The organism is Heyndrickxia shackletonii (assembly GCF_001420715.1).
Lineage (GTDB): Bacteria > Bacillota > Bacilli > Bacillales > Bacillaceae_C > Margalitia > Margalitia shackletonii.
Genome location: NZ_LJJC01000004.1, coordinates 985,781 through 1,012,446, shown reverse-complemented (window position 1 = coordinate 1,012,446; position 26,666 = coordinate 985,781). Strand labels below are relative to the sequence as shown.

At 39.9% G+C, this 26,666-nt stretch carries 24 protein-coding genes; 3 read left to right on the top strand and 21 right to left on the bottom strand.

Features of this window, described 5'->3' with window-relative positions:
* Positions 1–163: 163 nt before the first annotated feature.
* The 9 genes from AN964_RS04880 to AN964_RS04840 all read right to left on the bottom strand — a co-directional run bounded on the left by AN964_RS04880 (position 164) and on the right by AN964_RS04840 (position 9,321).
* Positions 164–1,117, bottom strand: a complete 954-nt coding sequence (locus AN964_RS04880; protein ID WP_055738622.1) for an ABC transporter ATP-binding protein — start codon at positions 1,115–1,117, stop codon at positions 164–166.
* Complete coding sequence (locus AN964_RS04875) at positions 1,110–2,132, bottom strand: ABC transporter ATP-binding protein (protein ID WP_055738621.1); 1,023 nt, start codon at positions 2,130–2,132, stop codon at positions 1,110–1,112. The genes AN964_RS04880 and AN964_RS04875 overlap by 8 nt, the downstream gene beginning before the upstream one ends.
* An 11-nt stretch (positions 2,133–2,143) precedes the next feature.
* Complete coding sequence (locus AN964_RS04870) at positions 2,144–3,088, bottom strand: ABC transporter permease (RefSeq protein WP_055738620.1); 945 nt, start codon at positions 3,086–3,088, stop codon at positions 2,144–2,146.
* A 1-nt stretch (position 3,089) separates the two neighbouring features.
* Entirely contained in the window at positions 3,090–4,016 is a 927-nt protein-coding gene (locus tag AN964_RS04865; RefSeq protein ID WP_055741142.1) for an ABC transporter permease, read from the bottom strand.
* Between the two features lie 396 nt (positions 4,017–4,412).
* Positions 4,413–4,859 (bottom strand): Lrp/AsnC family transcriptional regulator, encoded by a 447-nt coding sequence (locus tag AN964_RS04860; protein WP_055738619.1) that lies wholly within the window; start codon positions 4,857–4,859, stop codon positions 4,413–4,415.
* A gap of 379 nt (positions 4,860–5,238) precedes the next feature.
* Positions 5,239–6,561 (bottom strand): TIGR00366 family protein, encoded by a 1,323-nt coding sequence (locus AN964_RS04855; RefSeq protein WP_055738618.1) that lies wholly within the window; start codon positions 6,559–6,561, stop codon positions 5,239–5,241.
* Positions 6,562–6,636: 75 nt separating this feature from the next.
* Complete coding sequence (locus AN964_RS04850; RefSeq protein WP_055738617.1) at positions 6,637–7,824, bottom strand: acetyl-CoA C-acetyltransferase; 1,188 nt, start codon at positions 7,822–7,824, stop codon at positions 6,637–6,639.
* Between the two features lie 133 nt (positions 7,825–7,957).
* Positions 7,958–8,611: a CoA transferase subunit B gene (locus tag AN964_RS04845; protein WP_055738616.1), complete on the bottom strand. Its 654-nt coding sequence runs from the start codon at positions 8,609–8,611 to the stop codon at positions 7,958–7,960.
* Between the two features lie 26 nt (positions 8,612–8,637).
* A complete protein-coding gene (locus AN964_RS04840; protein WP_161809281.1) occupies positions 8,638–9,321 on the bottom strand; it encodes a CoA transferase subunit A in 684 nt (227 codons plus the stop codon).
* Between the two features lie 153 nt (positions 9,322–9,474).
* Between AN964_RS04840 and AN964_RS04835 the strand changes: the two genes are divergently transcribed.
* Positions 9,475–10,344 (top strand): LysR family transcriptional regulator, encoded by an 870-nt coding sequence (locus tag AN964_RS04835; RefSeq protein ID WP_055738614.1) that lies wholly within the window; start codon positions 9,475–9,477, stop codon positions 10,342–10,344.
* Positions 10,345–10,436: 92 nt separating this feature from the next.
* Here AN964_RS04835 and AN964_RS04830 read toward each other — a convergent pair whose 3' ends face one another.
* From AN964_RS04830 to AN964_RS04820, 3 genes are all read right to left on the bottom strand, one after another.
* Complete coding sequence (locus tag AN964_RS04830) at positions 10,437–11,432, bottom strand: zinc-binding dehydrogenase (protein ID WP_055738613.1); 996 nt, start codon at positions 11,430–11,432, stop codon at positions 10,437–10,439.
* Between the two features lie 125 nt (positions 11,433–11,557).
* Positions 11,558–12,742 (bottom strand): M20 metallopeptidase family protein, encoded by a 1,185-nt coding sequence (locus AN964_RS04825; protein ID WP_152982353.1) that lies wholly within the window; start codon positions 12,740–12,742, stop codon positions 11,558–11,560.
* A complete protein-coding gene (locus AN964_RS04820) occupies positions 12,739–13,671 on the bottom strand; it encodes a S66 peptidase family protein (protein ID WP_055738612.1) in 933 nt (310 codons plus the stop codon). Before AN964_RS04820 ends, AN964_RS04825 begins: the two co-directional genes overlap by 4 nt.
* A gap of 329 nt (positions 13,672–14,000) precedes the next feature.
* Here AN964_RS04820 and AN964_RS04815 point away from each other — a divergent pair, with 329 nt between their 5' ends.
* On the top strand, positions 14,001–15,113 hold the full coding sequence (locus AN964_RS04815) for a site-2 protease family protein (protein WP_055738611.1): 1,113 nt from the start codon (positions 14,001–14,003) through the stop codon (positions 15,111–15,113).
* Positions 15,114–15,134: 21 nt separating this feature from the next.
* On the opposite strand, the gene AN964_RS04810 is transcribed toward AN964_RS04815, so the two are convergent.
* Complete coding sequence (locus tag AN964_RS04810; RefSeq protein WP_055738610.1) at positions 15,135–16,100, bottom strand: bile acid:sodium symporter family protein; 966 nt, start codon at positions 16,098–16,100, stop codon at positions 15,135–15,137.
* 361 nt (positions 16,101–16,461) lie between these two features.
* Between AN964_RS04810 and AN964_RS04805 the strand changes: the two genes are divergently transcribed.
* Positions 16,462–17,634: a hypothetical protein gene (locus AN964_RS04805; RefSeq protein ID WP_055738609.1), complete on the top strand. Its 1,173-nt coding sequence runs from the start codon at positions 16,462–16,464 to the stop codon at positions 17,632–17,634.
* A gap of 391 nt (positions 17,635–18,025) precedes the next feature.
* Here the strand turns inward: AN964_RS04805 and AN964_RS04800 are convergent, their stop codons facing one another.
* From AN964_RS04800 to AN964_RS04770, 8 genes are all read right to left on the bottom strand, one after another.
* On the bottom strand, positions 18,026–19,195 hold the full coding sequence (locus AN964_RS04800) for an AgaS family sugar isomerase (RefSeq protein ID WP_055738608.1): 1,170 nt from the start codon (positions 19,193–19,195) through the stop codon (positions 18,026–18,028).
* Between the two features lie 266 nt (positions 19,196–19,461).
* Positions 19,462–19,629, bottom strand: a complete 168-nt coding sequence (locus tag AN964_RS25970) for an MBL fold metallo-hydrolase (RefSeq protein WP_200915571.1) — start codon at positions 19,627–19,629, stop codon at positions 19,462–19,464.
* A 46-nt stretch (positions 19,630–19,675) separates the two neighbouring features.
* Positions 19,676–20,641, bottom strand: a complete 966-nt coding sequence (locus AN964_RS04795) for an ABC transporter ATP-binding protein (RefSeq protein WP_055738607.1) — start codon at positions 20,639–20,641, stop codon at positions 19,676–19,678.
* Positions 20,642–20,671: 30 nt separating this feature from the next.
* Complete coding sequence (locus AN964_RS04790) at positions 20,672–21,634, bottom strand: ABC transporter ATP-binding protein (RefSeq protein ID WP_055738606.1); 963 nt, start codon at positions 21,632–21,634, stop codon at positions 20,672–20,674.
* Between the two features lie 142 nt (positions 21,635–21,776).
* Positions 21,777–23,483: a peptide ABC transporter substrate-binding protein gene (locus AN964_RS04785; RefSeq protein ID WP_055738605.1), complete on the bottom strand. Its 1,707-nt coding sequence runs from the start codon at positions 23,481–23,483 to the stop codon at positions 21,777–21,779.
* A gap of 26 nt (positions 23,484–23,509) precedes the next feature.
* Positions 23,510–24,424, bottom strand: coding sequence for an oligopeptide ABC transporter permease (opp4C, locus tag AN964_RS04780; RefSeq protein WP_055738604.1), 915 nt, complete (start codon positions 24,422–24,424; stop codon positions 23,510–23,512).
* A 14-nt stretch (positions 24,425–24,438) separates the two neighbouring features.
* Positions 24,439–25,398 (bottom strand): ABC transporter permease, encoded by a 960-nt coding sequence (locus AN964_RS04775; protein ID WP_055738603.1) that lies wholly within the window; start codon positions 25,396–25,398, stop codon positions 24,439–24,441.
* Between the two features lie 447 nt (positions 25,399–25,845).
* Complete coding sequence (locus tag AN964_RS04770; protein WP_055738602.1) at positions 25,846–26,577, bottom strand: GntR family transcriptional regulator; 732 nt, start codon at positions 26,575–26,577, stop codon at positions 25,846–25,848.
* Positions 26,578–26,666 lie beyond the last annotated feature (89 nt).

Here is a 26,666-nt window from a genome sequence, read left to right as displayed (position 1 = left end):
CCTCCATTTTTATCTTTTATAAAATTGTCCACGTCTAGCCGCAAGCAGCCATTGTCTAGCGGATTTCTACGGGGTAAAACATTAGCTTTGAACTACCTTTTATCTCGTCTGTGACTTCGAAATCCGTACGCTAGAGCTGGTGTGCTTGCACATTTGTTCTTCATTACTTATATAAATGACAGGCTGTCCAATGGTTCGGTTGGACTTCCTTCCATTCCGGTGAAGTTAGAGAGCAGATTTCCATTGCATGCGGACATCTCGTAGAAAAACGACACCCTTGCGGTGGATTCACGGGACTTGGTGGGTCCCCTCCCAATACAATCCGTTCTCTCTTAACTGCCTTAGGATTTGCTACTGGAATGGCCGACAAAAGTGCTTGTGTATAAGGATGCAATGGATTGACAAATAGCTCATGGCTGTCAGACAGCTCCATCATTTTCCCTAAATACATCACGCCAATGCGGTCACTGATATGCTTCACCATTCCTAAATCATGAGCGATAAAAAGATAGGTTAAGCCTTCCTGCTCCTTCAAATCATCCAGCAAATTAATCACTTGTGCCTGAATCGAGACATCCAGAGCAGAAATCGGCTCATCCGCGACGATAAATTTCGGCTGGACGGCGAGTGCTCTGGCAATTCCAATCCGCTGTCTTTGCCCCCCGCTGAATTCATGCGGGTATCTTTTTGCATGAGTGGGACTCAATCCAACTTTTTCAAGCAATTCATAGATTCGGTTTTGACGTTCTGCACCTTTAGCCAATTTATAAGCATCGATTCCCTCGGCTATTATATCTCCGACTCTCATACGTGGATTAAGGGAGGCATGCGGATCTTGGAAAATTATTTGCATCTCTTTATTCACGATTTTTCGTTTCTTGGAATCTAGCTTTCCGAAATCTTGATCATTGTAAAAAATACTTCCAGAGCTGGGAGACTGTAACCCGACAATCGTTTTCCCTAATGTGGACTTTCCGCTCCCGCTCTCTCCTACAAGTCCAAACGTCTCACCCTTGCGAATGTAAAAAGAAATATCATCTACAGATTTAACAGTTTGATCCTTTTTAATATGAAAGTATTTTTTAAGATTTTTCACTTCCAATAAGGCTTCACTCATTTTGCTCCCTCCCTGCTGCCACTAAGTCATGAATTTTTGGTGCACGTTCATCATTTAACCAGCATTTTGCCGTATGACCGTTTTCTATTTCAAACTCAGGCGGCATATGATCGACGCAAACCTCCATCGCATACTTGCAGCGGGCGGCAAATGGACATCCCTTTGGCGGATTAAAAAGATCCGGCGGTGAACCTTCTATCGGAATCAGCCTTTCCTTTTCCTCAGCCTCGAAATTTGGAATCGATTCTAACAGGCCCCATGTGTAAGGATGCTTTGGAGATTCAAAAATATCCTCCACACTGCCTGTTTCGACAATTACGCCTGCGTACATAACGGCAACTCTTTGCGCTGTTTCTGCCACCACTCCTAAATCATGAGTAATTAAAATGATGGCTGTATTCGTTTTTTCCTGTAAGTCCTTCATCAAATTCAGAACCTGTGCTTGGATCGTCACATCGAGCGCGGTTGTCGGTTCATCTGCGATTAGCAGTTCTGGATTACAAGCCAACGCGATTGCAATCATGGCTCTTTGCCGCATACCACCACTAAATTCATGGGGATATTGATGATACCGTTCTTCCGGATTCGGAATTCCCACTAGCTTGATCATTTCCACTGCTTTTTTCCTGGCTTGTCCTTTGGTTACTTGCTGATGGTTGAGAATGGACTCCTCAATTTGTTTCCCGACCTTCATCGTTGGATTCAACGAGGTCATCGGATCCTGGAATACCATACTAATCTTCGAACCTTTTAATTTGCGCATTTCCTTTTTTGAAAGCTTTAACAGATCTTTTCCTTGAAAAAGAATTTTTCCACCTTTAATTTTTCCCGGTGGGGTTGGAATCAGGTCCATAATCGTTTGAACTGTAACGCTTTTTCCGCTGCCGCTTTCCCCAACGATTGCCATGATTTCGCCTTTTTCAACATGAAAGGAAACATCTCGAACAGCCTGGACCTCACCTCCGTAGGTTTTAAAATTAACCTCTAAATTCGATACCTCCAATAAGTGTTCCATTTTCTCACCTCCTAATCGCTGCTTCTTGGATCAAGCGCATCCTGAACCCCATCGCCAAACGAGTTAAAGGCAAACATCGTTAACGAAATCAGAAAGCCCGGGAAGAATAATCTCCACCATTGCCCGCTTAAAATTACGCCTAATGCATCATTCGCCATTGTTCCCCAGCTTGCAAACGGGGCTTGAACACCTAACCCTAGGAAGCTTAAGAATGACTCTGCAAATATAGCCTGGGGAATAGTGAAGGTTAGGTTTACGATAATAATCCCCAACGTATTTGGTATCAAATGCTTTAGGATGATTTTTGAATGGGATGTACCAAGTTTTTCCGCAGCTAACACATATTCCTGTGATTTCAGCTGTAAAATTTGACCGCGAATAATCCGTGCCATTCCAACCCAACCTGTTACGGAAAGTGCAATAATAATTGCTTTTATCCCTGGCTCCATGATGACCATTAACAAAATAACAATCAGCAAATATGGAATGCCGTATAAAATTTCGACAATCCGCATTAACGTCATATCAATGCGGTCGCCTTTTTTGCCGCGTCCGGCCATATAGCCAGAGATACCTCCAACCACAACTCCGATGAGTAAATCAATTAGTGCTGCAACTAGTCCGATGGTCAAGGAAACACGTGCACCATACCATGTACGTGCCCACATATCTCTCCCTAAATCATCCGTTCCAAACCAGTGGCTTCCTGACGGAGCTAAGTTCGCTTTTGTTAAGCTTTGCTCCGATGGGCTGTAAGGGACCATGGATGGACCAAAAATAGCAAAAAAAACGATGATGACTAAAAGGGAGAATCCTAGGATAGCAAGCTTATTTTTGATAATTTTTAAGAGCGCGTCCTTCCACGCACTTAAGCTTGGCCGCTGAATAGTATCATGCATGAGTCGCTTCGGATCAGCGGGCCGAAATAGGGATTGCTCTATATTTTTTTCTATCATGTTAATCCCCCTTACTCGAAAGCTTAATTCTCGGATCAATAATTCGGTATGAAATATCAATTAAAAACAACGTCACCACAAGAATGGCACTATAGAATACTGTGACACCCATAATGACTGGATAATCCCGATTGAAAATACTGTCGACAAAGTATCGACCTAATCCCGGTATCGCAAATATTTTTTCAATGACAAATGTACCGGTAAGCAATGCTGCAAATAACGGACCAATAAACGTAACGACTGGAAGGATTGCATTTCTGACACCGTGCTTGATGACTAGCTTTGTAGTCGACAATCCTTTTGCGTCCGCAGTCTTCATGTAATTTTGATTCATCACCTCAATCATGCTGGAGCGCATGAATCGGGCAACGACTGCGAGCGGTGTTGCCGCGAGAGCGATACATGGAAGAATCGTGTGATCCCACGTTCCCCATGAGGCAACCGGCAACAGCCTCCACTTCACTGCCACAAACTTAATTAATAATGGGGCCAGGATAAAACTCGGTACCGATATTCCGATAATCGCGATCACCATCGCCGTGTAATCAAGGAACCTATTATGATTTAGTGCTGCGATAATTCCTAATAAAAGTCCAAAGAATAAAGCTAGTACAATTGCTTGAAGTCCTAAAGTGGCAGATATCGGAAAACCGGTAGATATAATGTCATTTACCGTTCTGGTTTCTGATTGTGTAGATGGCCCTAAATCAAAAGTAACTAAGTTTTTTAAGTACAGTGCATACTGGACAGGGATAGGCTTGTCCAAGTTGTACTTAGCCCGGATATTTTCCAGCACTTCTTTCGGAAGCACATTAGCATCGGACGCAAATGGATCCCCAGGAATACACTTCATAATGACAAACGTCAAGGTGGCAATCACCCAAATCGTCAAAAACATCGTAAGGAAACGTTTTAAAATGTACACCATGTACACCTCCTATCAAAGTTTTGAATTCTTTATTAAAACAATTGGGTACCGCATTAAAGTCGAATTGGTATCGAACAAGCTGGATGGAGATTCAGTTTCCTTTTCACAGTTTAATATTTGAAATAAGGAGACAATTGCCCGTTCTTTTTATCAAATTTTGATTTCGCGAAAATCCATTTTCCTCCACGTTCGTTTTATAAGTTTAAACATGGGTTTAGGTACGTTCAGCTTTTTATCGTGACCGTTTGAGGCGATGGGGCACGGTTTCGGGCACTTTCACCTCTTCATCGTGACCGTTTGCAGCAATAGAGCACTTCCTCGGGTACTTTCGTCTCTCCCGTAACAATGCGTGATGGCACCCAATTTCTTTCACTGATGACTGAAGGCTCAACATCATATGTACTCAAATGTATTTTTATACACACCAAGCTGTACAATGCTGTTCGTTTCTGTTATATCTTGAATTTGATTGAGCTTTAAAACAATATTAGTTATTTCCTGTTGATCAGAGACGGCAATTTGTACGAGCAGCGGATAATCTCCCGATGTTAGAGTGATGTAGCGGATCACCTTTATTTTTTTTAATTCTTCTATTACACTTGGGATAGAATCCGGTTTTACCTTTATTTGAATGATTGCGCCTGACTTTAGACCCAACGCGATCGGATTCACAACCCCTACCACTTCAAAAATTTCTTTTTCTATTAAACTTTTATAGCGAAGTCTAATAGTTTTCTCTGTTACATTCAGCCTACCGGCTATTTCTTTAAAAGACATCCGGCCGTCCACCGATAATTCTTTAATGATACCGCGATCCAAATCATCAATTTCAACGCTCATAAAATACCCCCTTTCGATACCGGAATAGTAAATTAGCACTATAAAGAGGTTGCTAACTTGATACTTCACTCTGTTTTTAGATACATTTTTAACAAAATAATATCGGAAAAAGGAATATTATTGGTATTATATATTTACATTTTTCTGAAATCAATATATTTTGCGAAGGTTTTGATTATTGATTCTATTGTAATAGGAATTTAGTCCTTTACTATAATGAAGTATAAGGTGGCACGAATTTTTCAACTAATTTCGGGACTAGCAAATAGGGAATTTGGTACAGAGGATAAGATAGAAGTTCTATTAAAATAATAAAAAAGATGTCCCAAAAGAGAGAAATCCTTTTAAGACATCTTTTTTAAAAATACATATCTAACTATTAAAAGAAATACAAACCAACTATAAATATAATACCGGAATAAATTAACGCTGTGAGACAGAATCCCATGATATCCCTTGCTTTCAGACCTGCAATGGCTAATGCAGGAAGCGCCCAAAACGGTTGAGCCATATTCATCCAAGCTTCTCCATATGCAATGGCCATGGTAGCTTTTCCTAGATTAGCTCCAATTTCCTTTGCAGCTGAAATGACATATGGACCTTGCACAACCCAGTGTCCTCCGCCAGAAGGGACAGCCAAGTTAACAATTCCAGAACTTAAGAATGTTAATAGCGGGAATGTGTGTACATTAGAGATTGCTACAAAGAAATGTGTAATGCTTTCCCCTAAGCCTGATTGTTCCATCATAATTTGAATACCCGCATAAAATGGAAACTGCACCAAAATACCTGCTGTACCGCCAATTGCCCTTTGAACCGCTCGCATATAAGACATTGGTGTTCCATGCAGTATAATACCAAGAATAAAGAAAATAAGATTTACTATATTAATATTTATATTAAATCCGTTATGAGAGAAATAGAAAATAAAATATACAATTCCAAGAAGACCAATGATATAAGCAAGAATTCTGCTTTCCTCCAGCTTTTCGGCAATACTTGCATTAGGCGGCAATTTCCTAGAAGTTGGCGGATCCTCCTTCAATAGCTTTGGATCGATTGCTACAATTTCATTTTCCGGCCGTATCATAAGCTTAGTTAAGATTGGCAATGTAAGTAAAATAGCAACTGTAATAAAAATATTATAAGGTGTTAGTAATGTTTGAGAAATAGGAATGAGTCCCGCAAGTTTTTCCACTGGGTTTCCTTCCGTCGCTGCCGCTAATGGCACTGAACCAGACAGACCTCCATGCCAAGCCAAAAATCCCATATAAGCACTGGCAATTAATAATCGGTAATCTACTTTTGGAATACGGCGAGCTACTTCACGAGCAAATAAAGCACCGACTACTAATCCGAAGCCCCAGTTAATAATACAGCAAAAAGTAGACATAAATGTAACAAGCATGACACCTTGAGCAGGGGTATGCGCGAGTGAAGCCATTTTGCCCATTCCCCTTCTTAACAGCGGCGAACTAGCCAAGGCATGTCCTGTTACAAGAACTAAAGCCATCTGCATAGAAAAAGCAAGCAGTCCCCAGAATCCATCTCCCCACATCTGAACAACGTCTATCGGAGTGCTTGGGGTAATCGTCACACTAAGGATAAAGACAATAATTGTCAAAATCATTGCGAAGATCAGTGGATCCGGTAAATACCGTTCCACTATTTTAGAAAAAAACTTTGTTATCGAACTAACCATATACATCCCCCGTATTTAAAAATATTTAATGTAATTTGTGAAGATCTCTGCCATATAAGGAGATATTCCATTCTTCTATTTCTCCATCTCCACAATGGTTGAAATACCTTGGCCGCCGCCAATACAAAGTGTAGCCAAGCCTAAGCGCGCGTCACTATGTTTCATCTCATGTAATAAGGTTACTAAGATTCGTGCACCGCTTGCACCAATCGGATGTCCAAGGGCAATTGCGCCGCCATTTACATTCAGTTTATCCCGTGGTATTTGAAGTTCGCGCCCGACCGCTAATGATTGTGCGGCAAACGCCTCATTTGCTTCAATGCGATCCATATCATCAATAGTGAGTCCTGCTTTTTCAAGTGCCTTTTTTGTTGCTGGTACAGGTCCAATTCCCATGATTTTCGGATCAACACCTGCTGTTCCATTGCCACGGATTACTGCCATCGGTTTGATGCCCAGTTCTTTCGCTTTTTCCCTGCTCATCAGTACTAATGCTGCAGCACCATCATTGATACCAGAAGCATTTCCAGCTGTAACTGTTCCATTTTGTTTAAATGCTGGTTTTAATTTCGCGAGATTTTCTGTTGTTACTCCTGAACGCGGGAATTCGTCCGTATCAAAAATAATCGGATCACCTTTTCTTTGCGGAATCACGACGGGAACAATCTCATCTTTAAATTTCCCTGCATTGATTGCATTCTCTGTTTTTTGCTGGCTCCAAGCAGCAAATTCATCTTGTTCCTCTCTGCTTAATTGATATTGCTCTGCAATGTTTTCTGCCGTAACCCCCATATGATAGGAGTTGATGGAGCAATGCAATCCGTCAACGAGCATACTGTCGAAGATTTTCCCATCTCCCATCCGGTATCCTGAACGTGCATCCATCAGCAAGTATGGCGCCATACTCATATTTTCCATGCCGCCAGCTACGACAATCTCTGCATCGCCTGTTTGAATAGCCTGAGTGGCAAGATGAACAGCTTTTAGACCGGAACCGCATAGTTTATTGATCGTCATGGAAGTCACTTCAACTGGTATACCGGCTTGAATCGCAGCTTGACGTGCAGGACCTTGACCAAGACCAGCTTGAAGCACGTTCCCCATGATTACTTCATCCACTTGCTCTCCTTTTATCCCTGCACGTTCTACAGCTTCCTTAATCACAATTGCACCCAACTCCGTGGCCGGTGTGTTACTTAACACACCCATATAACGACCAATCGCCGTACGCACCGCACTGACAATCACAACATCACGCATCATTTTCCCTCCAATATTTAAAATAATTAGACAGAGGGACAGGACCTAGTTCCATTTACTGCAAAGATATTATTCTAAGAAATAGAGCTGTCTCCTTTTTGGAAACAACAGAACCGTCCCTCCATCCTGCTTAATCTTATTGTGCTGCTAAAAGTTCCGGGGCCACCGTGAACTCCGCTTCTGTTTTCTCTTTCACATCGGAAACGGTTACATTTTCTTGCGTTTCAATAAGCACCATTCCATTTGGAGTAAAGTCAAAAACGGCTAATTCTGTAATTAAACGATGCACGACTTTTTTTCCTGTGAGCGGCAATGAGCATTCTCGTTTAATTTTGGATTCACCAAATTTATTTACATGCTCCATTATGACAATCACTCGTTTTGCACCATTGACAAGGTCCATTGCACCGCCCATGCCTTTTACCATTTTCCCGGGAATCATCCAATTTGCCAAGTCACCTTGTTCCGATACTTCCATACCTCCAAGAATAGCCAGATCAATATGGCCGCCGCGAATCATCGCAAATGACTCCGCACTATCAAAAAACGATGCACCCGGAACGGCTGTAACTGTTTCCTTTCCGGCATTGATTAAATCTGGGTCCTCCTCGCCTTCTACTGGATATGGTCCGATTCCGAGCAAACCATTTTCCGATTGCAGCAAAACATTGAAGTCAGCTGGGATTTCATTCGCTACAAGTGTGGGTATCCCGATGCCCAGATTAACATTCATTCCATCTTTAATTTCCATCACTGCTCTACTTACTATTTTTTGATGTGAATCTTTCATTTTCGACACTCCATTCTATGAAAATATTAAGCTTTTACAACGGTACGGCGTTCAATCCGCTTTTGATAATTCGTTCCAAGCAACAGACGCTGCACAAAAATGCCCGGTGTATGAATTTCATCTGGGTCCAGTTCCCCTGGCTCAACGATTTCCTCTACTTCTGCAATGGTTATTTTTCCAGCCATCGCTGCTAATGGATTAAAATTACGAGCTGTCTTACGATACACAAGGTTTCCAAGAGTATCCGCTTTCCATGCCTTCACGAGCGCGAAATCGCCAACAATGCCGTGCTCCAAAAGATACGTTTTCCCATCAAACTCTTTTGTTTCCTTTCCTTCCGCAATAGGAGTTCCAACACCTGTTGCAGTATAAAAGCCCGGAATACCTGCACCACCAGCGCGAATTCGTTCTGCCAGTGTACCTTGTGGCACGAGTTCCACTTCCAGTTCACCACTTAAAAACTGAGTCTCGAAAATTTTATTTTCACCCACATAGGAGGACACCATTTTTTTTATTTGTTTGTTAGCAAGAAGTAAGCCCAGTCCCCAATCATCCACTCCGCAGTTATTGCTGACAACGGTTAAATCTTTCGTTCCCTGCTCTTTAAGTGCCTGTATAGAAAATTCAGGTATCCCTGAAAGTCCAAATCCGCCCACAATAATCGTTGCTCCATCTTTAATATCTGAAACCGCTTCCATAAAGGAATGCATAATTTTACTACTTTTCACCCGTATAGCCTCCTTTAATTGCTTTTAAAATTCTGAATGATTCAACATTCAGTTTACAGTCCTCTTTTTTATTAGTAAAATACATATATAGAATAAATAGTATGAAAATAAGGAATAAATAGGAGAATGTGATGGATGGATTTACGTGAAATAAAATTATTTATCGAAGTAGCAGACCACATGAGTTTTACAAAAGCAGCGGAACATTCTTACTTATCACAGCCCTCCCTCAGTAAAATTGTCAAAAAGCTCGAAGAAGAACTTCAAGTTGAACTGTTTGATCGCTCCACTCGCCACTTAAGATTAACGGATGCCGGGAAAATTGTTTATCAGCAAGGCCGGAAAGCTCTTGCCCCGCTATACGAATTAAATATTCTTTTGGATGAACTAAGAGACCTGGAAACGGGAGAAATTAAGATTGGCATCCCTCCCCTTATTGGTACTCTCTTTTTCCCTGATATTGCAAGGAAATTCCATGCGAAGTACCCAAAAGTAAAGCTTCAGCTTGTGGAATTGGGAGCCAAACGGATTGCCGAGCTTGTTGAGGATGCCCAAATAGATTTAGGTATTATTGTCTTGCCGGCTGATGAAGAAAAATTTAAAGTATATCCTTATATTACGGACGAATTTGTTTTATTTATATACGAGGAACACCCACTTTCTAATAGAAAGGAAGTTTTATTAACAGAACTGAAAGATGAAAGATTTGTTCTCTTTTCGGAGGATTTTACATTGCATGACTACGTAAAAAAAGCATGTAATGAAGTAGGTTTTGAAGCGAATGTTTCTTACGAAAGCAGTCAATGGGATTTACTTGTCGAACTTGTTTCTTCCAAAATGGGAATAGCCTTATTACCGAAATCGATTTTTTACAAACAAAACCATCCTAATGTCAAAATGATCCCTATAAAAGAGCCTACTCTCCTATGGAAATTAGGCATCATAACTAAAAAGGACGCTTATCATTCATTCTCATTGAACCAGCTTTTAAGCATATTAAATTAGGAGACGGGATGGAACTTGTAAAAAAATAGGATGAGTTACCTCTCCCCCTAACCCACAAAAAAATGGGACGAGGGGTTTGACCCTCCGTCCCATTAACCAATATAAAATCCGATTTTCCCCAGTTGTTTGCCGGTTTCCAAACGACTAAATGCTTCCTTGTATTGTTCAAGTGGAAAAACTTGATCCACTACCGGTCTGATTTGATATTTTTCCATAAATGCTATCATTTCTTTGTATTCTTCTCCGCTTCCCATTGTGGAACCCAGCAGGTTAAATTGACCGTAGAAGAATTCACGAAGATTTAGCTGAATCATATCTCCTGTTGAGGATCCGAACGTAACGATGGTCCCGCCTTGACGCAATTGCTTTAGGGATTTATTAATCGTTGCTGCCCCAACACAATCGATAATTAAATCCATTTTCTCCCCATTTAACTCCATGTCCCAGTCGCCGTTGCTGTCAATCGCTTTATCTGCACCAATCTCAAGGGCTTTTTCACCTTTTTCCTTTGAACGCGACGTTACATATACAGTTGCGCCTGCTGCCTTTGCAAATTGCAGCATAAAAGTTGCTACCCCACTTCCAATGCCCGGAATAAGTACCTTCATTCCAGATTGCACTTTCCCTCTTGTAAATAAAGCACGGTATGCAGTTAAAGCAGCCAGTGATAAAACGCCAGCTTCTTCCCATGTTAAATAGGCAGGTTTTGTCACCACGTTTTCTGCAGGAACAACAATTTTCTCTGAAAAAGTACCATCAGTGGGATGTCCAAGAATGTCGAATCCGACTGGCGGCGCATCACTTTTCTCTTTCCACCCTAAACTTGGGTTGATCATTACTTCGTCGCCAATCTTAACGCTTGTAACTCCTTCTCCAATGGCATCGACCACTCCGGCTCCATCAGATCCAACGATTAATGGCGGATCCGTATGCTTGTGCCGGTTAAGGACTACAAATAAATCTCGGTGGTTTAACCCTGCTGCTTTTAGCTTCACTCTAACCTCCCCTGCTTTTGGAGTTTTTTCTTCCACTTCGCACAAAGATAATCCGTCAAAACCATCTTTTTCCGCATGAACGATTGCTTTCATAATTTGATTCTCCTCTAATGATAATGTTTCTTTTCCTTGAACATGTCTTTGAAAGGAACAGCTCAAACTGTACCAAATTCCATAGAAGATCAGGATGATTTACAATGGAATCCAATCATATCCCTTTACTCCAAAAAACTAAAAACATTCCAAACCTGCATGGCAACACCAATCTTTAAGCTTTTTTCATCTATATTAAAAAATGGTGTATGTACATCATGGACAATTCCTTTTTCATCGTTTCGTACCCCAAGTCGGAAAAAGGCCCCTGGTACCGCTTTGGCGAAAAAAGCAAAGTCTTCTACTCCTAGACTGGGTCTCGAAAGCAGGTTCACATTTTCTTTCCCAATTAGTGCCTCGCCGCTTTCCTTCACAATATCTACCATTTCATCATTATTGATCAACGAAGTGTAGCCGGGTTCAACAGAAAGTACTGCTTCACCACCTAATCCCTTTGCAACATAAGTGACGGTTTCCTCTAATTTTTGTAAAACACCTCTGCGAATCTCAGGAGTTAATGTACGAACCGTTCCGACAAGCTTCACTTCATCAGCTACGATATTCCCTTGGGTTCCTCCGTGAATGGTGCCAATGGAGATGACAGCAGATTCACGGGCATCGACACTGCGACTAACAATGGTTTGCAATGCGCTGATAACCCCGGCGGCAATGACAATCGCGTCTTTTCCCATATATGCATAAGCACCATGCGCATTTTTTCCTTTTACCGTTATCGTTATCGTATCAGAAGAAGCATTCATTTGCCCGTATTTAACCCCAATTTTTCCAACTGGTATCGCAGGATCGACATGAAGGCCAAAGACCGCATCGACCTTTGGATTTTCCAATGCCCCTTCTTTTATCATTGGCTCCGCCCCACCGACTGTTTCCTCAGCCGGCTGAAACAATAACTTTACATTGCCTTTCAGTAAATGCTTGTTTTCCTGTAAAAGCTTGGCCGCTCCTAATAAAACGGTCATATGCGCATCATGTCCGCAAGCATGCATTTTTCCGTCAACAGTGGATTTATACGGGATATCATTTTTTTCTAAAATAGGCAAAGCATCCATATCTGCTCGCAATGCAACTGTTTTTCCATCTTGCTCCCCTTGAATAAGCCCAACCACACCAGTATTGGCAATTCCGGCTTGATAAGGAATGTCCATCTCGTCTAGATACTCACAAATCTTATCCTTCGTTCTAAATTCCTCCATCCCAAACTCAGGATAAGCATGAAAATCTCTGCGTACTTCCACTAACCATGGTAAAATTCCCCCTGCTTGCTGAAGCAAGATTTCTTTTTCCATCATGACAGAACCACACTTTCTTCTATAATTAGACTGCGATTGGTTGCATCGAGCTTTGCTTTTACTCCGAATGGCAAGGTTAATTTTGTCTCGCAATGACCAGCCTGAAGATTATAGATTGTTGGCTTCCCAAACGGTGCGACGATCGTTTTAAATACATCGACAATATCAAATCCATGAGAATAGTTTGGCGATTCACATTCTGTGAATGTGCCAAAAATGATTCCTGCCGCGTCTGTCAACTTTCCAGCTAAAGCTAATTGAGTTAACATTCGATCCACTTTAAACGGTTCTTCCCCGACATCCTCCAGAAATAAAATTTTTCCTTTCGTGTCTAAATCATAAGGGGTACCCATTAACGACGCGACTAAGCAGAGATTTCCTCCGACCAATTCTCCTTCCGCTACACCATCTACTAAACTTAAAATCTCCTCGCCTTCCGGATTGCTGACTGCCCCCAGTGGATTTGAGTTCATTAATAATCGCAGTAAGGAAGTACGCGTAAACTCATCACCATCTAAAAGATCCGAGGTTGCCATCGGTCCGTGAACAGTTGCCAGCCCGCATTTCTGCATAAAAACAGTATGTAAGGCAGTAATATCACTATATCCGATAAATAGTTTTGGATGCTGCGATATCTCTTCATAGTCTAAATAAGGCAGTAGCTGCGGTGTTCCGTATCCGCCGCGTAAACATAGAATCGCATCCACCTCCGGATCAGTAAACATCTCGTTTAGCTCTTTCGCGCGATTTTCCGGAGTCCCAGCCAAATAACCGCCATATTCCTCATAACAGCTTTTCCCTACTTTTACGTTAAAGCCAAGCTCTCGGATCATTTGAATTGCCATCTGCACCCTTTCCACTTTAGATGGACTTGACGGAGCCGTTAATCCAATCGTATCCCCAAATTTAAGCATTTTTCCTTTAAGCATTTCATTCATCTCCCCCAAAATTTTGCGTAAAACTAGTCGCTTTGAATTCATTTATGTATCCATATGCTAACTAAAATTCGATTAACACCAATGGAGTTCCTATAGGTATTTATACCCATTTTATGCTGTTGAAGGTCCATTTCGGGCTGATCGTCATGAAATTCGGGCTGTTCACCTCCCATTTTGGGCCATTCAACATGTAATTCGTGCGATTATTTTTTCTGAGTACTTTCTATTAAATTTTTTTCCAATCAATTTGACCAATAGTGATGAAAATAATCAAAAATGCTTTGAAAATCGTATAAAATAGAATCATAGGGAGGTTGTTTATGAAAAATAAGAAAAGCTTATTTGGAGCTATAGGCGCAGTTCTATTGATCATGTTATCAAAATTAAAATATGTCATTGTTATATTAAAAATTGCCAAGCTTCATACATTAATTTCTTTATTTATCAGTATCGGGGCTTATGCACTTATTTATGGATGGAAGTTCGGGGTAGGGATTGTCTATTTATTGTTCATACATGAGATGGGGCATATGGTTGCAGCGCGGAAAAAAGGAATTCCAACCACTCCTGCTGTTTTTATACCTTTTCTTGGGGCTGCTGTCGGAATGAAAGAAAAACCGAAATCTATCAAAGACGATGTGTATATTTCATACATGGGACCGTTTGCCGGATTATTGTCCATTCTTCCTTTCTTTGTTCTCTACTTTATGACACATGAGTTGTTTTGGATGGCTTTATTCCAGGTAGGTGCGATGCTTAATTTATTCAATCTTATTCCGATGATGCCATTAGACGGCGGCCACATTGCCAAAATGTTAAGTAAAAAATTTACCATTTTCGGACTGATTGTGCTTGCCATCGTTGCGATATTCAGCCCCAATCCAATTCTTATCCTGCTTGTGATTTTTGGAATCCTTCAAGTATTCGCGATGTTTGGCGAAGACAGAAAGGAAAAAGCCTTACACATTCAATGCTTAGAATGGGAAGAAAGAATCCGGGAATGGGAACAACTGAAAAGCACTTATTTAAATATGGAAGAAAGTTCAGAAAAGCTTTCATGGCTTAACAGAATGATTTACGAATACAAAAACATATTACATTCCACTAATAATGCCTTATCTGAAAAACGTGATCTTGCTTCGGAAGCGATCTATGAAACAAGAATGCTGGCATATCGAACCATTGTCGTACAGTTGGAATCTTTATATGATGGGGATTTATCCGAAGAACCTATTTATGCAGAAAAAGAGGAAATCGATAAACAACTCAGGAAAATACAATTTTATAAAAAAACAACAAAAAAAGAAAAGCTAGCAGTGTTTTTACTCTATATCGTACTCATACTAGTCCTGTCAGGATGTATGATATATTCCATGCATGTGCTGGATTTAAACCAAATACGACAAATGATGTCAGGCACCAGATTAGATTAATCTCTGGTGCCTGAGACCTTTCTATGCAATCTTCCGCTTTTGCTTTACCGATGGATGAAAATACTTATCTATCATATACCCAAAAACGGACGCCAATACTTGTTGAAACAGCATCGCAATAATAACAGGGGTGGCAACAGCTGGAGGAAAATAAGAAACAGCAATGACCGCTCCGGCACTAATATTCCTCATGCCGCCCAGAAAAGTTAAGGCAACTGTCGTTTCCAAATCTCTTTTCAATATTCTGCCGATCAGAAAAGAAAATAAGTAACCCGTAAAAGCAATGAAGAATACTACTACGCCAATTCCCACTAACTTCAATGAAACATTCTTTAAATGAGGTGCAATAACCGCTCCATTCAACATCACAACAAGCCCTAGGCATATTTTCGAGAAAGGGGCTAATTTAGGACCCAAAGTATTTTTGATTTTCCCTTTTGTCCATTGATTTAACATCATGGCAAGGATCGACGGGATGACCACCATCTCAAATAGCCCTTTCATAATCCCAAGAGTATCTAGTTCAACCTTCTGTCCCACAATTAATGAAAGTGTATATGGAACAATAAACGGTGACAGCAAGGTATCTATTAAAATAAGAGATAAAGTTAACGCCATATTCCCTCTGTAAATAGAAACCCAAATAACGCTTGTCACACCTGTTGGGATTACCATCCCGAGGACTAATCCCGTAATTGTATAAGCATCTCCATGAAAAACGGCATGCCCGATCCCCCAAGCCCAAATCGGCATCAAAACATGTAAGATTACTAGACCAATGATGATGGAAAAAGGATGTGTTACCACCTGTTTCAGTGACTGAAAATTAGAACCAAGACTCCCTGCAAAGGTCATAAAAGCAAATATCCACGGAACGAGAAAGGAATAATCCTTTAAATACACGGATAACAGCACACCAAGTACCACACTTACCGGTGTAATAAAGGGCATCATCTTTTCAAGCCGCTTATTCATTCTAACTAACAAGTAAAACATCTCCTACATTCTAGGTGTCAAACACAGATTCATTCTTTCCTTTATTAGATTAATATGAAAAAGAGTAGAGGTAAATGATTTTTTAAGGGCGAGTGCGTGAGAGTCGAATTCCTTGTATAGAGACTTTCCCCTTTCCCTATTTTTAAAAATAGTTCAAAAATAGTGTAGAAATTTCTCAGAATATATTTTATAATCAAAACTATTATTATTCAAAAGTTAATATTTTCAGTAAATTTTATTAACATTCGGTAATCATTCTGTTTTTATTATTACGAATGGGATATTTTTGTTCCTAAATTTCTGAATAATCGTAATAATGAATTCCATCTTTTTTATTCCAGGAGGCTATATTATGACAATCAATGAACCAGTTTTTGCAGCAATGCTAGTGTTAGCATTAGTTGCGGTAGGGGAGATTATTTCAGTTCTAACGAGGGCTAGGGTGCCTATGCTGTTAATTGCAATTATTGGTTTTCTAGTTTTGGTTTGGACGGGAATTTTCCCTAAAAATATTGTGGATACATCAACTTTTAGTCAAATAGGCAGCTTGATGACAGGACCATTGGTGGTTCATTTGGGCACGCTTATTCCATTAACCCTGATGTTTAGACAGTATAAAGCAGTATTAATTGCACTGGGCGGGACGCTTGTAGCTATCGCTTTGGTTCTTCCGATCATTACCATGCTTTTTGGTTATGAAACAGCTGTAGCTGGGATGGGGCCAATCGTCGGGGGAATTGTCGCTTTTATTGTCACCTCTGATGAGTTAAAAGCGCTTGGTTTTACCAATCTTGTAGCGATTCCAGCACTTGTGCTTGCCATTCATAAATTATTTGGTATGCCAGTTGCCTCTATCTTTCTTCGGAAATATGCACTTATTTTACGAGACAAAATAGGACTTCCAGATTCTAAAAAGTATGTTGCTGCAACATTGGAAGCACACATACAAGAAAGCAAACCCAAAAAGAAATTTGAATTTAATACCGCGAATGTTCTCCTATTTAAATTGTTTCTTGGTGCTTCACTTGGAACGGTTATCGGTAGCTTTACCGGGGTCAGTTCTACCATTTGGTGCCTGATTATTGGTGTGCTTGGTGCAAGAGTGAAATTCTATAATGAAAATATTATGGACAAGGCGAAAGCTTCGAGTGTTGCAATTCTTGGTACGATTTTTATTGTCATTGCATCGATGAGTACTGTGAGCCTTTCGCAATTTTTACATTTTATCCCGCAAATTTTAGCAATCATTATCATTGGACAAATTGGAATTTTAACAGGAGGATTTATCTTTTCAAAAGTATTTAAAGTACATCCATATAAGGGGATGTCGCTGGCTTTGACTTCTATGTTCGGCTTTCCGGCAGACTATATATTGTGTCAGGAAGTTAGTAGGAGTGTTGGAAGGACAGAAGAAGAACAAGAAATGCTCTTAAATGAATTATCGCCACCAATGTTAATTGCCGGCTTTACAACGGTGACCGTCGCATCCGTCATCATAGCTAGCATTCTAGTTAAGACACTATAATAAGAAGAAAAGCGCAAGCGCCTTGCTCATCGGCGTACGGATTTCGTAGTCTTCGACTGAGATAAAGGAAACACAGTGAGGTAGTTCACGAACTGATGTTGACTTATCGTAGGGAGGAGACGGAGAAATCCGCTAGCCGATAGGCGCTGGAGCTAGACAAGGCTGAATTCATTAAATAATTTGTATATTGAAATATTTTATACTTTCTTATCCTTTGAAAAAAGAAGAATCTACTTTTAATAGAAAACGGTGTCAGGCACCAAATTAGAATACTTCTAACTTGGTGCTTGACACCCCTTTTTTGGGAAACTTAACTTATTGCTGACTCTGGTGTTGCTTCAATAGGGTTCATGATGACTGTTAAGATTCTCACTCTTTCAACTATCAAAGATTATCCACAATATTTATGTATCGTTACACCTTTAACAACACGGTTAACCGTTCCGGTCGGTGATGGTGTATCTGGTTTATTGCCTACTTTAATAGAAGATAACAACGCAATTGTTTGACCGACCATAATATATGGTAATGCCAGGTATGCATCTGGTATAGACTGAGCTTCACTTCCAAACATGAATCCATCCCCGAAATAATTCGTTTCCCCTTCTACTTGAATCGCACAAATATAGTTCGCGATATCATCCTGCTTCAATTCGTTTAAAATATCGAGGTCATATTGACGGGTATAAGGATGGTTTGAAACAAATACAAATACCAATGCTCTTTCATTCACAAATGATTTAGGACCATGCCTAAAGCCCAATGGGGAATCAAAAGCGGTGACAACTTGCCCCGCAGTTAACTCTAATATCTTTAACTGTGCTTCCCTTGTCAATCCTTCTAAACTGCCGGCTCCAAGATAAATAATTCGTTCAAAGTCCGTATCAACGATTTTTTGGATATTATCTTCCATGCTAATGACATTTTCACCCATTAAACATAACTTTTTCACCATCTTCATTTTTTCTTCAATGGATAATGGATCAAAGATCAATAAAGCAGCCAAAGTCATACATGAATAACTTCCAGTCATCGCAAAGCCTTGGTCATTCGCTTTTTCGGGCATTAAAAGGAGATAATTATTTTCGTTCCCATCCGACCGTTTTGCAAGCTCACCATCTTGTGCACAAGTGATCGTTAACTGATAAAAGTTAGTTACTATTTTTTGAGCTAATTCGACTGCTGCAACACTTTCGGGACTATTCCCACTTCTTGCAAAGGAAACGAGGAGTGTCGGGATATTCGCCTTTAAATATTGATATGGATTCGACACCAGCGTTGTGGTAGGAACACTTTGCAAATCCCATTTGCCTTCATCCAGTTTTTCCTTTAAATAAGGAAGAATTGTGTCACCAACATAGGCTGATGTACCGGCACCGGTAAAAATGACCCGAATCTGTGAATGCATATCCGTTATTTTTTGCAAAAACGTTTGGATTTCTTCGCTTTTCTGTTGATAAAAGGAATACGTTTCGTCCCATAAACCGGGCTGCTGTTTTATTTCTTCTGTTGTTAACCTTGCACCCAATGAATCTAATATTTCTTGACTGCTTTTAAACAACTTCTACACTCCTTTTTTTAAATGTTAGGCTATGTAAGTGATTATGGTTGATTTATAGCCTTATGTGCACACGGGAACCGGTAATATTTTTTGGAGGAAAACTGACGTGAACGTGTACACATAAGGCGATATTAGCATCAACACTATTATTTAACAGAGCCAAATGTTAAAAAAGTAAATTAATGCTTCTTAAGGAATGCTGTCATCGATTGTATACAATCCATTTTCAATAGTTATGAAACCATTAATCTACTTTATATTTAAAATCATGCCATCATATGTAGCTTGGATACCATGCGGATATAACTGATTACGGACGTTCGCGAACGTATATTACGTCCACCCAGTCTTCTTGCTTCTGTACAAGTATTACAAGTACAGTGTGGATTTGGAATACCCTCCGCTGCTGCGGTTCCTAGGAAATGTAATTTCATATCTTTCACATCCATCTGCAAGTTAATATTAACAATAACCTATTAATCAATTATACAAGTGACAGGCAACGAAATGGCTTGGTTCCCTTTCCTTCATAATTGGTTTTTCTTGTGAGCAAATCTTCATAGCAAGAGGGCATCTCGTATGGAATGGGCATCCTTTTGGCGGGTTTGCTGGGCTAGGAACTTCTCCTTGCAGTAAAATCCTTTCTCGTCCACTATTTCTTGTTGGCTCAGGTGCTGCAGAAAGCAACGCTTGTGAATAAGGATGTAATGCATTGTTGAAGAAATCCTTTTTTCCCGCTATTTCCACTAGGTTTCCAAGATACATCACTCCCACACGATCGCTTATATGACGGATAACCGAAAGATTATGTGAAATAAAGATATAAGAAAGCTGTCGCTTCTTTTTCAGCTCCACCATCAAGTTTAAAATTTGCGATTGCACGGAAACATCTAGCGCGGAAACAACCTCATCCGCAACGATTAACTTCGGATTTAAAGCAAGCGATCTTGCTATCCCAATTCTTTGCCTTTGACCTCCAGAAAATTCATGCGGATACTTTTGCCTATCTTCCGGCCGTAATCCTACAGTCTCCAATAATTCATTAACTCTGTGGATTAACTCCTTTCCTTTTGCAATACCATTTACTTCAAGCGGTTCAGCTATAATGCTTTGAATAGCCATTTTCGGATTTAAGGAAGCATATGGATCTTGAAAAACCATCTGTAGATTGGAGCGTATTTCCTTTAATTTTTTTCCTTTTAATTTTGAAATATCGATACCATCGAATTTAATGTTGCCACCCGTTGGTTCCATTACTCTAGCAATCATTCTGCCAGTTGTTGATTTACCGCAGCCGGATTCACCAACAAGTCCCAACGTTTCTCCGATACCGACTTCAAATGATATGCCATCAACCGCTTTTACTTGCCCTACTGCTCTTTTTAGAAGTCCGCCAGAAATGGGGAAATATTTTTTTAAGTCTTTAACCTCTAGTAAACTCGACATACTCATCACCCCTTTAGAAAACAAAATCGATTATATGATATCGCACCTTACATAGTGTCCTGGTTTGATTTCCCGTAATTCCGGCATTTTTTTCTTACAGCTTTCCTGTGCAATCGGGCAACGATCGGCAAATCTGCATCCTTCGGGGAAATTCGCTGCATCAGGTACGGTGCCGGGGATGGAATATAAAGTCTCTACATCTTCGGTAATAGATGGAATGGCACTCATCAATCCATTAGTATATGGATGTAGCGATTCTTGGAAGAGAGTATCCGCATCCGTAGACTCTACAACTTGCCCTGCATACATGACAACAACGTAGTCTGATATTTCTGCTACCACACCTAGATCATGGGTGACTAACATAATAGATGTTCCAAAATCGTCCCGCATTTTTTTCATTAGTTCTAATACTTGCGCTTGGATGGTCACATCAAGGGCGGTTGTGGGCTCATCTGCAATAAGCAGCTTAGGCTGGCAGATCATTGCCATCGCAATCATTACCCTTTGCCGCAATCCGCCTGAAAGTTGATGCGGATATTCATTTACAATTTCACTCGCCCTTGGTACACCGACAAATTTCAACATTTCAATTGCCTTATTCAGCGCTTCCTTTTTCGTCGTATTATTGTGACGAAGATATCCCTCTGTAATCTGATCACCAATTTTAAGTACCGGATTTAGTGCAGTCATGGGCTCTTGAAAGATCATCGAAATGTCGTTACCGCGAATCTCGGTCATTTCTTTAAATGTATACTTTAAAAGGTTCGAGCCATTGAAGGTAATGTTTCCTTCAACAATTTTTCCTTTTGGTTTCGGTACTAATCCCATGATAGACAATGATGTCATACTTTTTCCCGAACCTGATTCCCCTACAATGCATACTATCTGCTTTGGATACACCTTGATGTCAACACCATCAACGGCACGTGTAACAGAATTCTTGCTAAAAAAATAGGTTTTCAGATTCTCAATCTCAAGCAGTGGCTCCATAGCGAATAACCTCCCCATCTTTAACATGAAACATAAGGTATGTGTTGATGGAAACAAAAGTGCATACTAATAACATTATTTCCGTTGTTATTCATATGCACTAATGTATACTAGCCATCTTAATCAAGATCTTTGGCAGTTATTATTCCGAAAGCCACCAATCTTGTGGATTATATAAACTTCCGATATCAATCAAATCATCTTGCGGAATGTGTAATTTTTTGCTTTTCACAGCCACATCATAATATGTCCACAAGAATAACAATGGTACTTGCTCGTTAGTATGTAGCTGCCATTTAATAAGTGATTGTTTGCGGTCATCTGCGTTAAAGGCACTATCACTTGCATACGTGTCTTTAATCAATTTATCGTTTTCTGCATCCTTCCAACGCTCCCAGTTCAGTGCGGCATCACTTGCCCAAAGACCTCTTGGGTCATCTCCACCGCCGCCCCAAGCACCAATCCACATATCGATACTCGGATCATCATTTTGCAGCTTTGCATTCTTTGTCGTACTATCCTGAGGATTAAGCGTCACTTGAATACCAACATTTCCAAAATATTTCTTAATCGATTCTGCTATTGCTTGGCTTGTTTTTGAATCTTGAGTATAAGTGAGTTTCAAATCCGCTGGTTTGTTCGTATTCGGGTCAATCCGCTTTCCATCGGATGACTTTTTCCAACCAGCTTCATCCAATAACTGATTCGCTTTATCTTCATTGTAGTCGTATGAGTTTATTCCATCTTTTTCTGATGCATGAGCTCCAATTATTTCAGGCAGCGGACCGTTTAACAACACACCATTTCCTTTATAAATGGAATCCAACATTAATTTTCTTGGCAACGCATACATCAATGCTTGACGAACTTTCTGGTCTTTGAATGGAGGTTTATACAGCTTCATCCCAATATATTCAAACAAATCACCTGGTTTCGCGATTACATCGACATTCTGAATTCGTTTCAAGTTTTGAACGTCGGCAACATTAAATCCTTTCATCATATAGTCTAATTGACCTTTTGCAAATAATCCTGGAGCCACATCGACGTTTACACCCTGGATGACAATTTCTTTAATGTGCGGCTTGCTAATATAGTAATTGTTATTTGCTTCCATAATGACCGTTGTTGGTTTTTGCACTTTTTTCACTTTATATGGCCCTGAAACTACACTTGGCGCCTGAACAAAATCGAGGTTTTGCCAGTCCTTAATAGGTTTGTCTTTTAAAATATGGTAAGGAAGTAAACGTTGTGTCAATATGTTTGTTACAGATACAGCATCCTTCTCGCTTAAATTTAATTTAAACTGCTTGTCAGAAATTTTCTCAAAGCCTTTCGTTTTTTCAAATGATGTTTCTTTTCCTTCTGAAATTTCCTTATAGCCTTTCAAAGTGTTTAAAGCGCTTCCGCCATCTCCGCCAATTTTCAATAGATCAGGTGATACTAGAGAGTTATAAGTAAATAAAACATCATCGGAAGTAACCGGTTCTCCGTCGGACCACTTGGCTTTTTCATTCAACGTAACCGTTATGGACATTTTGTCTGATGACACTTCCCATTTATCTGCCAAACGAGGCACGAGTTCCAGTTTTCCATTTTGATCGGCAAGACCATCGAATAACATCCTCACAAGATTCGCGTTGAATGCATCGTTTGCAAGACCAGGAATCAATGTATCGTTAAATTCCTTTGCACCAAATGCCATTTTCAATGTACCGCCATCTACCGGTTTGCCATCATCTTTCCCACTTGTTCCCCCGGTTTGACCAGCAGACCCCTTTGAACATCCAGATATGATTAACAACAAACTAAGTACAACGGCCATCAACATAAATGCGCTTTTTCTCATTCCATAATCCCCTTTTCCATTTGACATTATTTTTCAAAGCTTGGATCAAATGCATCACGTAAACCATCGCCAATAAAGTTGAAACAAAGGATGGTAATAAAAATCAATCCGGCTGGAGGGACCCATGCCCACGGCTTAAATTGCAAAGTAAAATAATCTAAAGCACTATTTAATGTATTCCCCCAAGACGGAGTATTAGGCGGAACACCAAAGCCGATTAGCGAAAGGGCTGCTTCCATCCCTATCAAGCCTGCCATTAAGAATGTAGCATTTACTACTAGCGGGCCAATTGCATTTGGCAGAAAGTGTTTGAAAATAATACGCCAAACACTGCATCCTGACATTTTAGCGGCTAATACAAATTCCTGTTCACGTAGGTTCAGGAAAAGCCCGCGCACAAATCTTGTTATTCCAGACCAGTCTGTAAAAGCAATAATAAGAATTAATAACCATACAGAGTTGGTCGAGAAAAAGGCACTAAGGATGACGATAAGCAGGAGACTAGGAAAATTAAGCATAATATCCACAATACGCATGATAACTGCGTCTACCCATCCACCGTAATATCCCGCTAATCCGCCGAGAATAATTCCAATGCCCATAATGATAACCATATCGACTATGGCAATCATGAAATCAACTCGTCCACCGTAAATATTTCTTGCAAAATAATCCTGGCCGGTATTATTCGTACCCAGTAAATGCTCCGAAGACGGTGGAAGATCCGATGAAGTAAGATCTTGACTGGTCGGATCCCAGTGAGTGATTAAAGGTGCAATCAAAGTCATGACGAAAATAAGCAACAGAACAATGGCACTAACCACCGCCGCTTTATTGTTCATAAACCTTCTTAAAGCCATTCGAAATGGACTTCTAACTTTTTTAAGCTTGACAGTATAATCAGTCTGAAAATCTTTTTGTTCTTGAATCGCAGCTTTCATTTTTCCACCTCTTTCTACTTGTAACGGATACGCGGATCTACCACCGCATATAAAATATCAGCAATTAAATTTCCGATAAGAATGGCTACGGCATAAATGATCGTAGTTGCCATGATAACGGGGTAATCCCTGTTGTTTACAGCATCAATGGTTAGAAGCCCCATACCTTGGTATTGAAAGAGTCCCTCCAAAATGATGGAACCGCCAACAATTGCCGCTATGTCGTATCCCCATTGTGTAATAGATGGAATCATCGCATTGCGGAAAACATGTTTTGTAAAAACCTTGCTTTCTTTTAACCCTTTTGCATAGGCTGTTCGGGTATAATCAGAACTTTTCACATCAAGCATCGCACCTCTTATGTATCTTGTATGAGCAACAAAACTTAATAAAATGAGTGCAATTGCCGGTAAAAAGGCGTGATACAAATGATCTCCCAACGATCCTGCCGAAGGACCAAATCCAACCGCTCCTTGTGCCGGGAAAAAGCCTAAATTGATGGCAAACACGTAAATCAAAATGATCCCAAAGATAAAGGAAGGGATAGAAAAAAAGATAAATAGTATGGTAGATGTTGTATAGTCGAATTTTGAATAAGGAAACCGACTTTGCAAAATACCAATTGGAATTCCCAACCCTATAGAAATTATCTGGGCCATTAAGGATAAAATCACGGTATTAACAAGAGCGGGTGTTATCATCGACAATACTGGCTCATGTTTCACATAACTATAACCCCAATCACCGGTAAAAAAATTCTTAATCCAAGTAACATACTGCATTATCAAGGGTTGGTCATAACCGGCTGCATGGCGCAATGCTTCTTGTAGTTCATTAATGTTTTTTATCTTTGGATTCAAAATAGAGGAAAAGGCATCTCCAGGTGCAGCATGCATCATTAAAAAGGCAATAACCGTAATGATGAATATCATTGGAATAAGCCCAAAAACCCTTCTTATAACATATACACCCATCCAAACGCTCCTTTCATATCCTGTGACCAGGAATGTAGTTTAATCTAGTACTCTATTATTGCTCACTTTTCCAAACCGACACGCAGATTTATTTTTTTCAGATTTATAGATTGTTAACCATTAAAAGAGTGTAATAGCTTCCCTCCACCTCAATATTAGAAATTTCTCATACATCAGATGCCAATTTCATAACCTAAACATTCCTATGATTCAGAAAATTTGATTCAAAAAAAAATTTGCGCAAATTTAATTCATGAACTCATTATAATCATATTGGGTTGTTGGGTCAACAGGTTGTTGTGAGATGTCATTTTTCCGATTAAAGGGAAATACAACATAATTTATTATTTTACTTATTACACATATGTCGATTGAAGGCCACAAATATATAGAAAAACTCATAGTGTTTTACACTATGAGTAACTTGTGTTAATGCCGATATCTTTTTTATGTTAATTCTGTGTAAAAACGGCAGCGATCGCCGCGGACAATAGAATGACAAAATTCAACTGGTAATCCCTTCGCATCATATGCAATGCGTTCCAATAGCAGTGCGGGAAGTCCTTCCCTTGTTTGCAAATATTTACTTTCCTCACCACGAATCAATACAGGTTCAAATGCCTCTTTAGCTCGAGTAACGACAATATTAAATTCCTGTTCAAGCAAATCATAAAGTGAAATAGGTCCAACCTTCTTCAGCATTTCCTTATCGGAAATAATGCTTTTCGGAATATAGGAGGATTCAAGAATATAAGGTTCATCATCCGCACAACGAAGACGTTTCACTTCAATGACATCATTATCATCTGTTAATTGAAGTCCTTCCTTCACTTTTGTAGTCGGTGTAACCTCATTAATAGCAAGAATAATATCCTTAGGGTTCATTCCCTTTTCCTTCAATACTTTACTAAAGCTGTAGAACCCCATTAATGACTGCTGTAATTTCGGTTTCGCCACAAAGGTTCCTTTACCCTGTATGCGATAAAGTGACCCTTCTTGAACAAGCTCTTCAATAGCTTTTTTTGCCGTGTTCCTACTCACACTATATTGATCCATCAGCTGATTTTCTGATGGAATTTTATCACCCGGCATCCAGTAACCGCCATCAATGGATTCCTTAAGTCTTTCCTTTAATTGGTGATAAAGCGGTATCACACTGTCATATTGTAAAGGTTTCATCGTGTACTACCTTTCTTTCAATCTTAAAAATTTTCACATAATATAGCAATTATTTTTGATAATATTATATCGTTGTAACATCAACACAT

Coding starts and splice junctions, on each gene's coding strand:
- AN964_RS04880 (WP_055738622.1), bottom strand. CDS start 1,117: ATGAGTGAAGCCTTATTGGAAGTGAAAAATCTTAAAAAATACTTTCAT.
- AN964_RS04875 (WP_055738621.1), bottom strand. CDS start 2,132: ATGGAACACTTATTGGAGGTATCGAATTTAGAGGTTAATTTTAAAACC.
- AN964_RS04870 (WP_055738620.1), bottom strand. CDS start 3,088: ATGATAGAAAAAAATATAGAGCAATCCCTATTTCGGCCCGCTGATCCG.
- AN964_RS04860 (WP_055738619.1), bottom strand. CDS start 4,859: ATGAGCGTTGAAATTGATGATTTGGATCGCGGTATCATTAAAGAATTA.
- AN964_RS04855 (WP_055738618.1), bottom strand. CDS start 6,561: ATGGTTAGTTCGATAACAAAGTTTTTTTCTAAAATAGTGGAACGGTAT.
- AN964_RS04850 (WP_055738617.1), bottom strand. CDS start 7,824: ATGATGCGTGATGTTGTGATTGTCAGTGCGGTGCGTACGGCGATTGGT.
- AN964_RS04845 (WP_055738616.1), bottom strand. CDS start 8,611: ATGAAAGATTCACATCAAAAAATAGTAAGTAGAGCAGTGATGGAAATT.
- AN964_RS04840 (WP_161809281.1), bottom strand. CDS start 9,321: ATGCATTCCTTTATGGAAGCGGTTTCAGATATTAAAGATGGAGCAACG.
- AN964_RS04835 (WP_055738614.1), top strand. CDS start 9,475: ATGGATTTACGTGAAATAAAATTATTTATCGAAGTAGCAGACCACATG.
- AN964_RS04830 (WP_055738613.1), bottom strand. CDS start 11,432: ATGAAAGCAATCGTTCATGCGGAAAAAGATGGTTTTGACGGATTATCT.
- AN964_RS04825 (WP_152982353.1), bottom strand. CDS start 12,742: ATGATGGAAAAAGAAATCTTGCTTCAGCAAGCAGGGGGAATTTTACCA.
- AN964_RS04820 (WP_055738612.1), bottom strand. CDS start 13,671: ATGCTTAAAGGAAAAATGCTTAAATTTGGGGATACGATTGGATTAACG.
- AN964_RS04815 (WP_055738611.1), top strand. CDS start 14,001: ATGAAAAATAAGAAAAGCTTATTTGGAGCTATAGGCGCAGTTCTATTG.
- AN964_RS04805 (WP_055738609.1), top strand. CDS start 16,462: ATGACAATCAATGAACCAGTTTTTGCAGCAATGCTAGTGTTAGCATTA.
- AN964_RS25970 (WP_200915571.1), bottom strand. CDS start 19,629: ATGAAATTACATTTCCTAGGAACCGCAGCAGCGGAGGGTATTCCAAAT.
- AN964_RS04795 (WP_055738607.1), bottom strand. CDS start 20,641: ATGTCGAGTTTACTAGAGGTTAAAGACTTAAAAAAATATTTCCCCATT.
- AN964_RS04790 (WP_055738606.1), bottom strand. CDS start 21,634: ATGGAGCCACTGCTTGAGATTGAGAATCTGAAAACCTATTTTTTTAGC.
- AN964_RS04785 (WP_055738605.1), bottom strand. CDS start 23,483: ATGAGAAAAAGCGCATTTATGTTGATGGCCGTTGTACTTAGTTTGTTG.
- opp4C (WP_055738604.1), bottom strand. CDS start 24,424: ATGAAAGCTGCGATTCAAGAACAAAAAGATTTTCAGACTGATTATACT.
- AN964_RS04775 (WP_055738603.1), bottom strand. CDS start 25,398: ATGGGTGTATATGTTATAAGAAGGGTTTTTGGGCTTATTCCAATGATA.
- AN964_RS04770 (WP_055738602.1), bottom strand. CDS start 26,577: ATGAAACCTTTACAATATGACAGTGTGATACCGCTTTATCACCAATTA.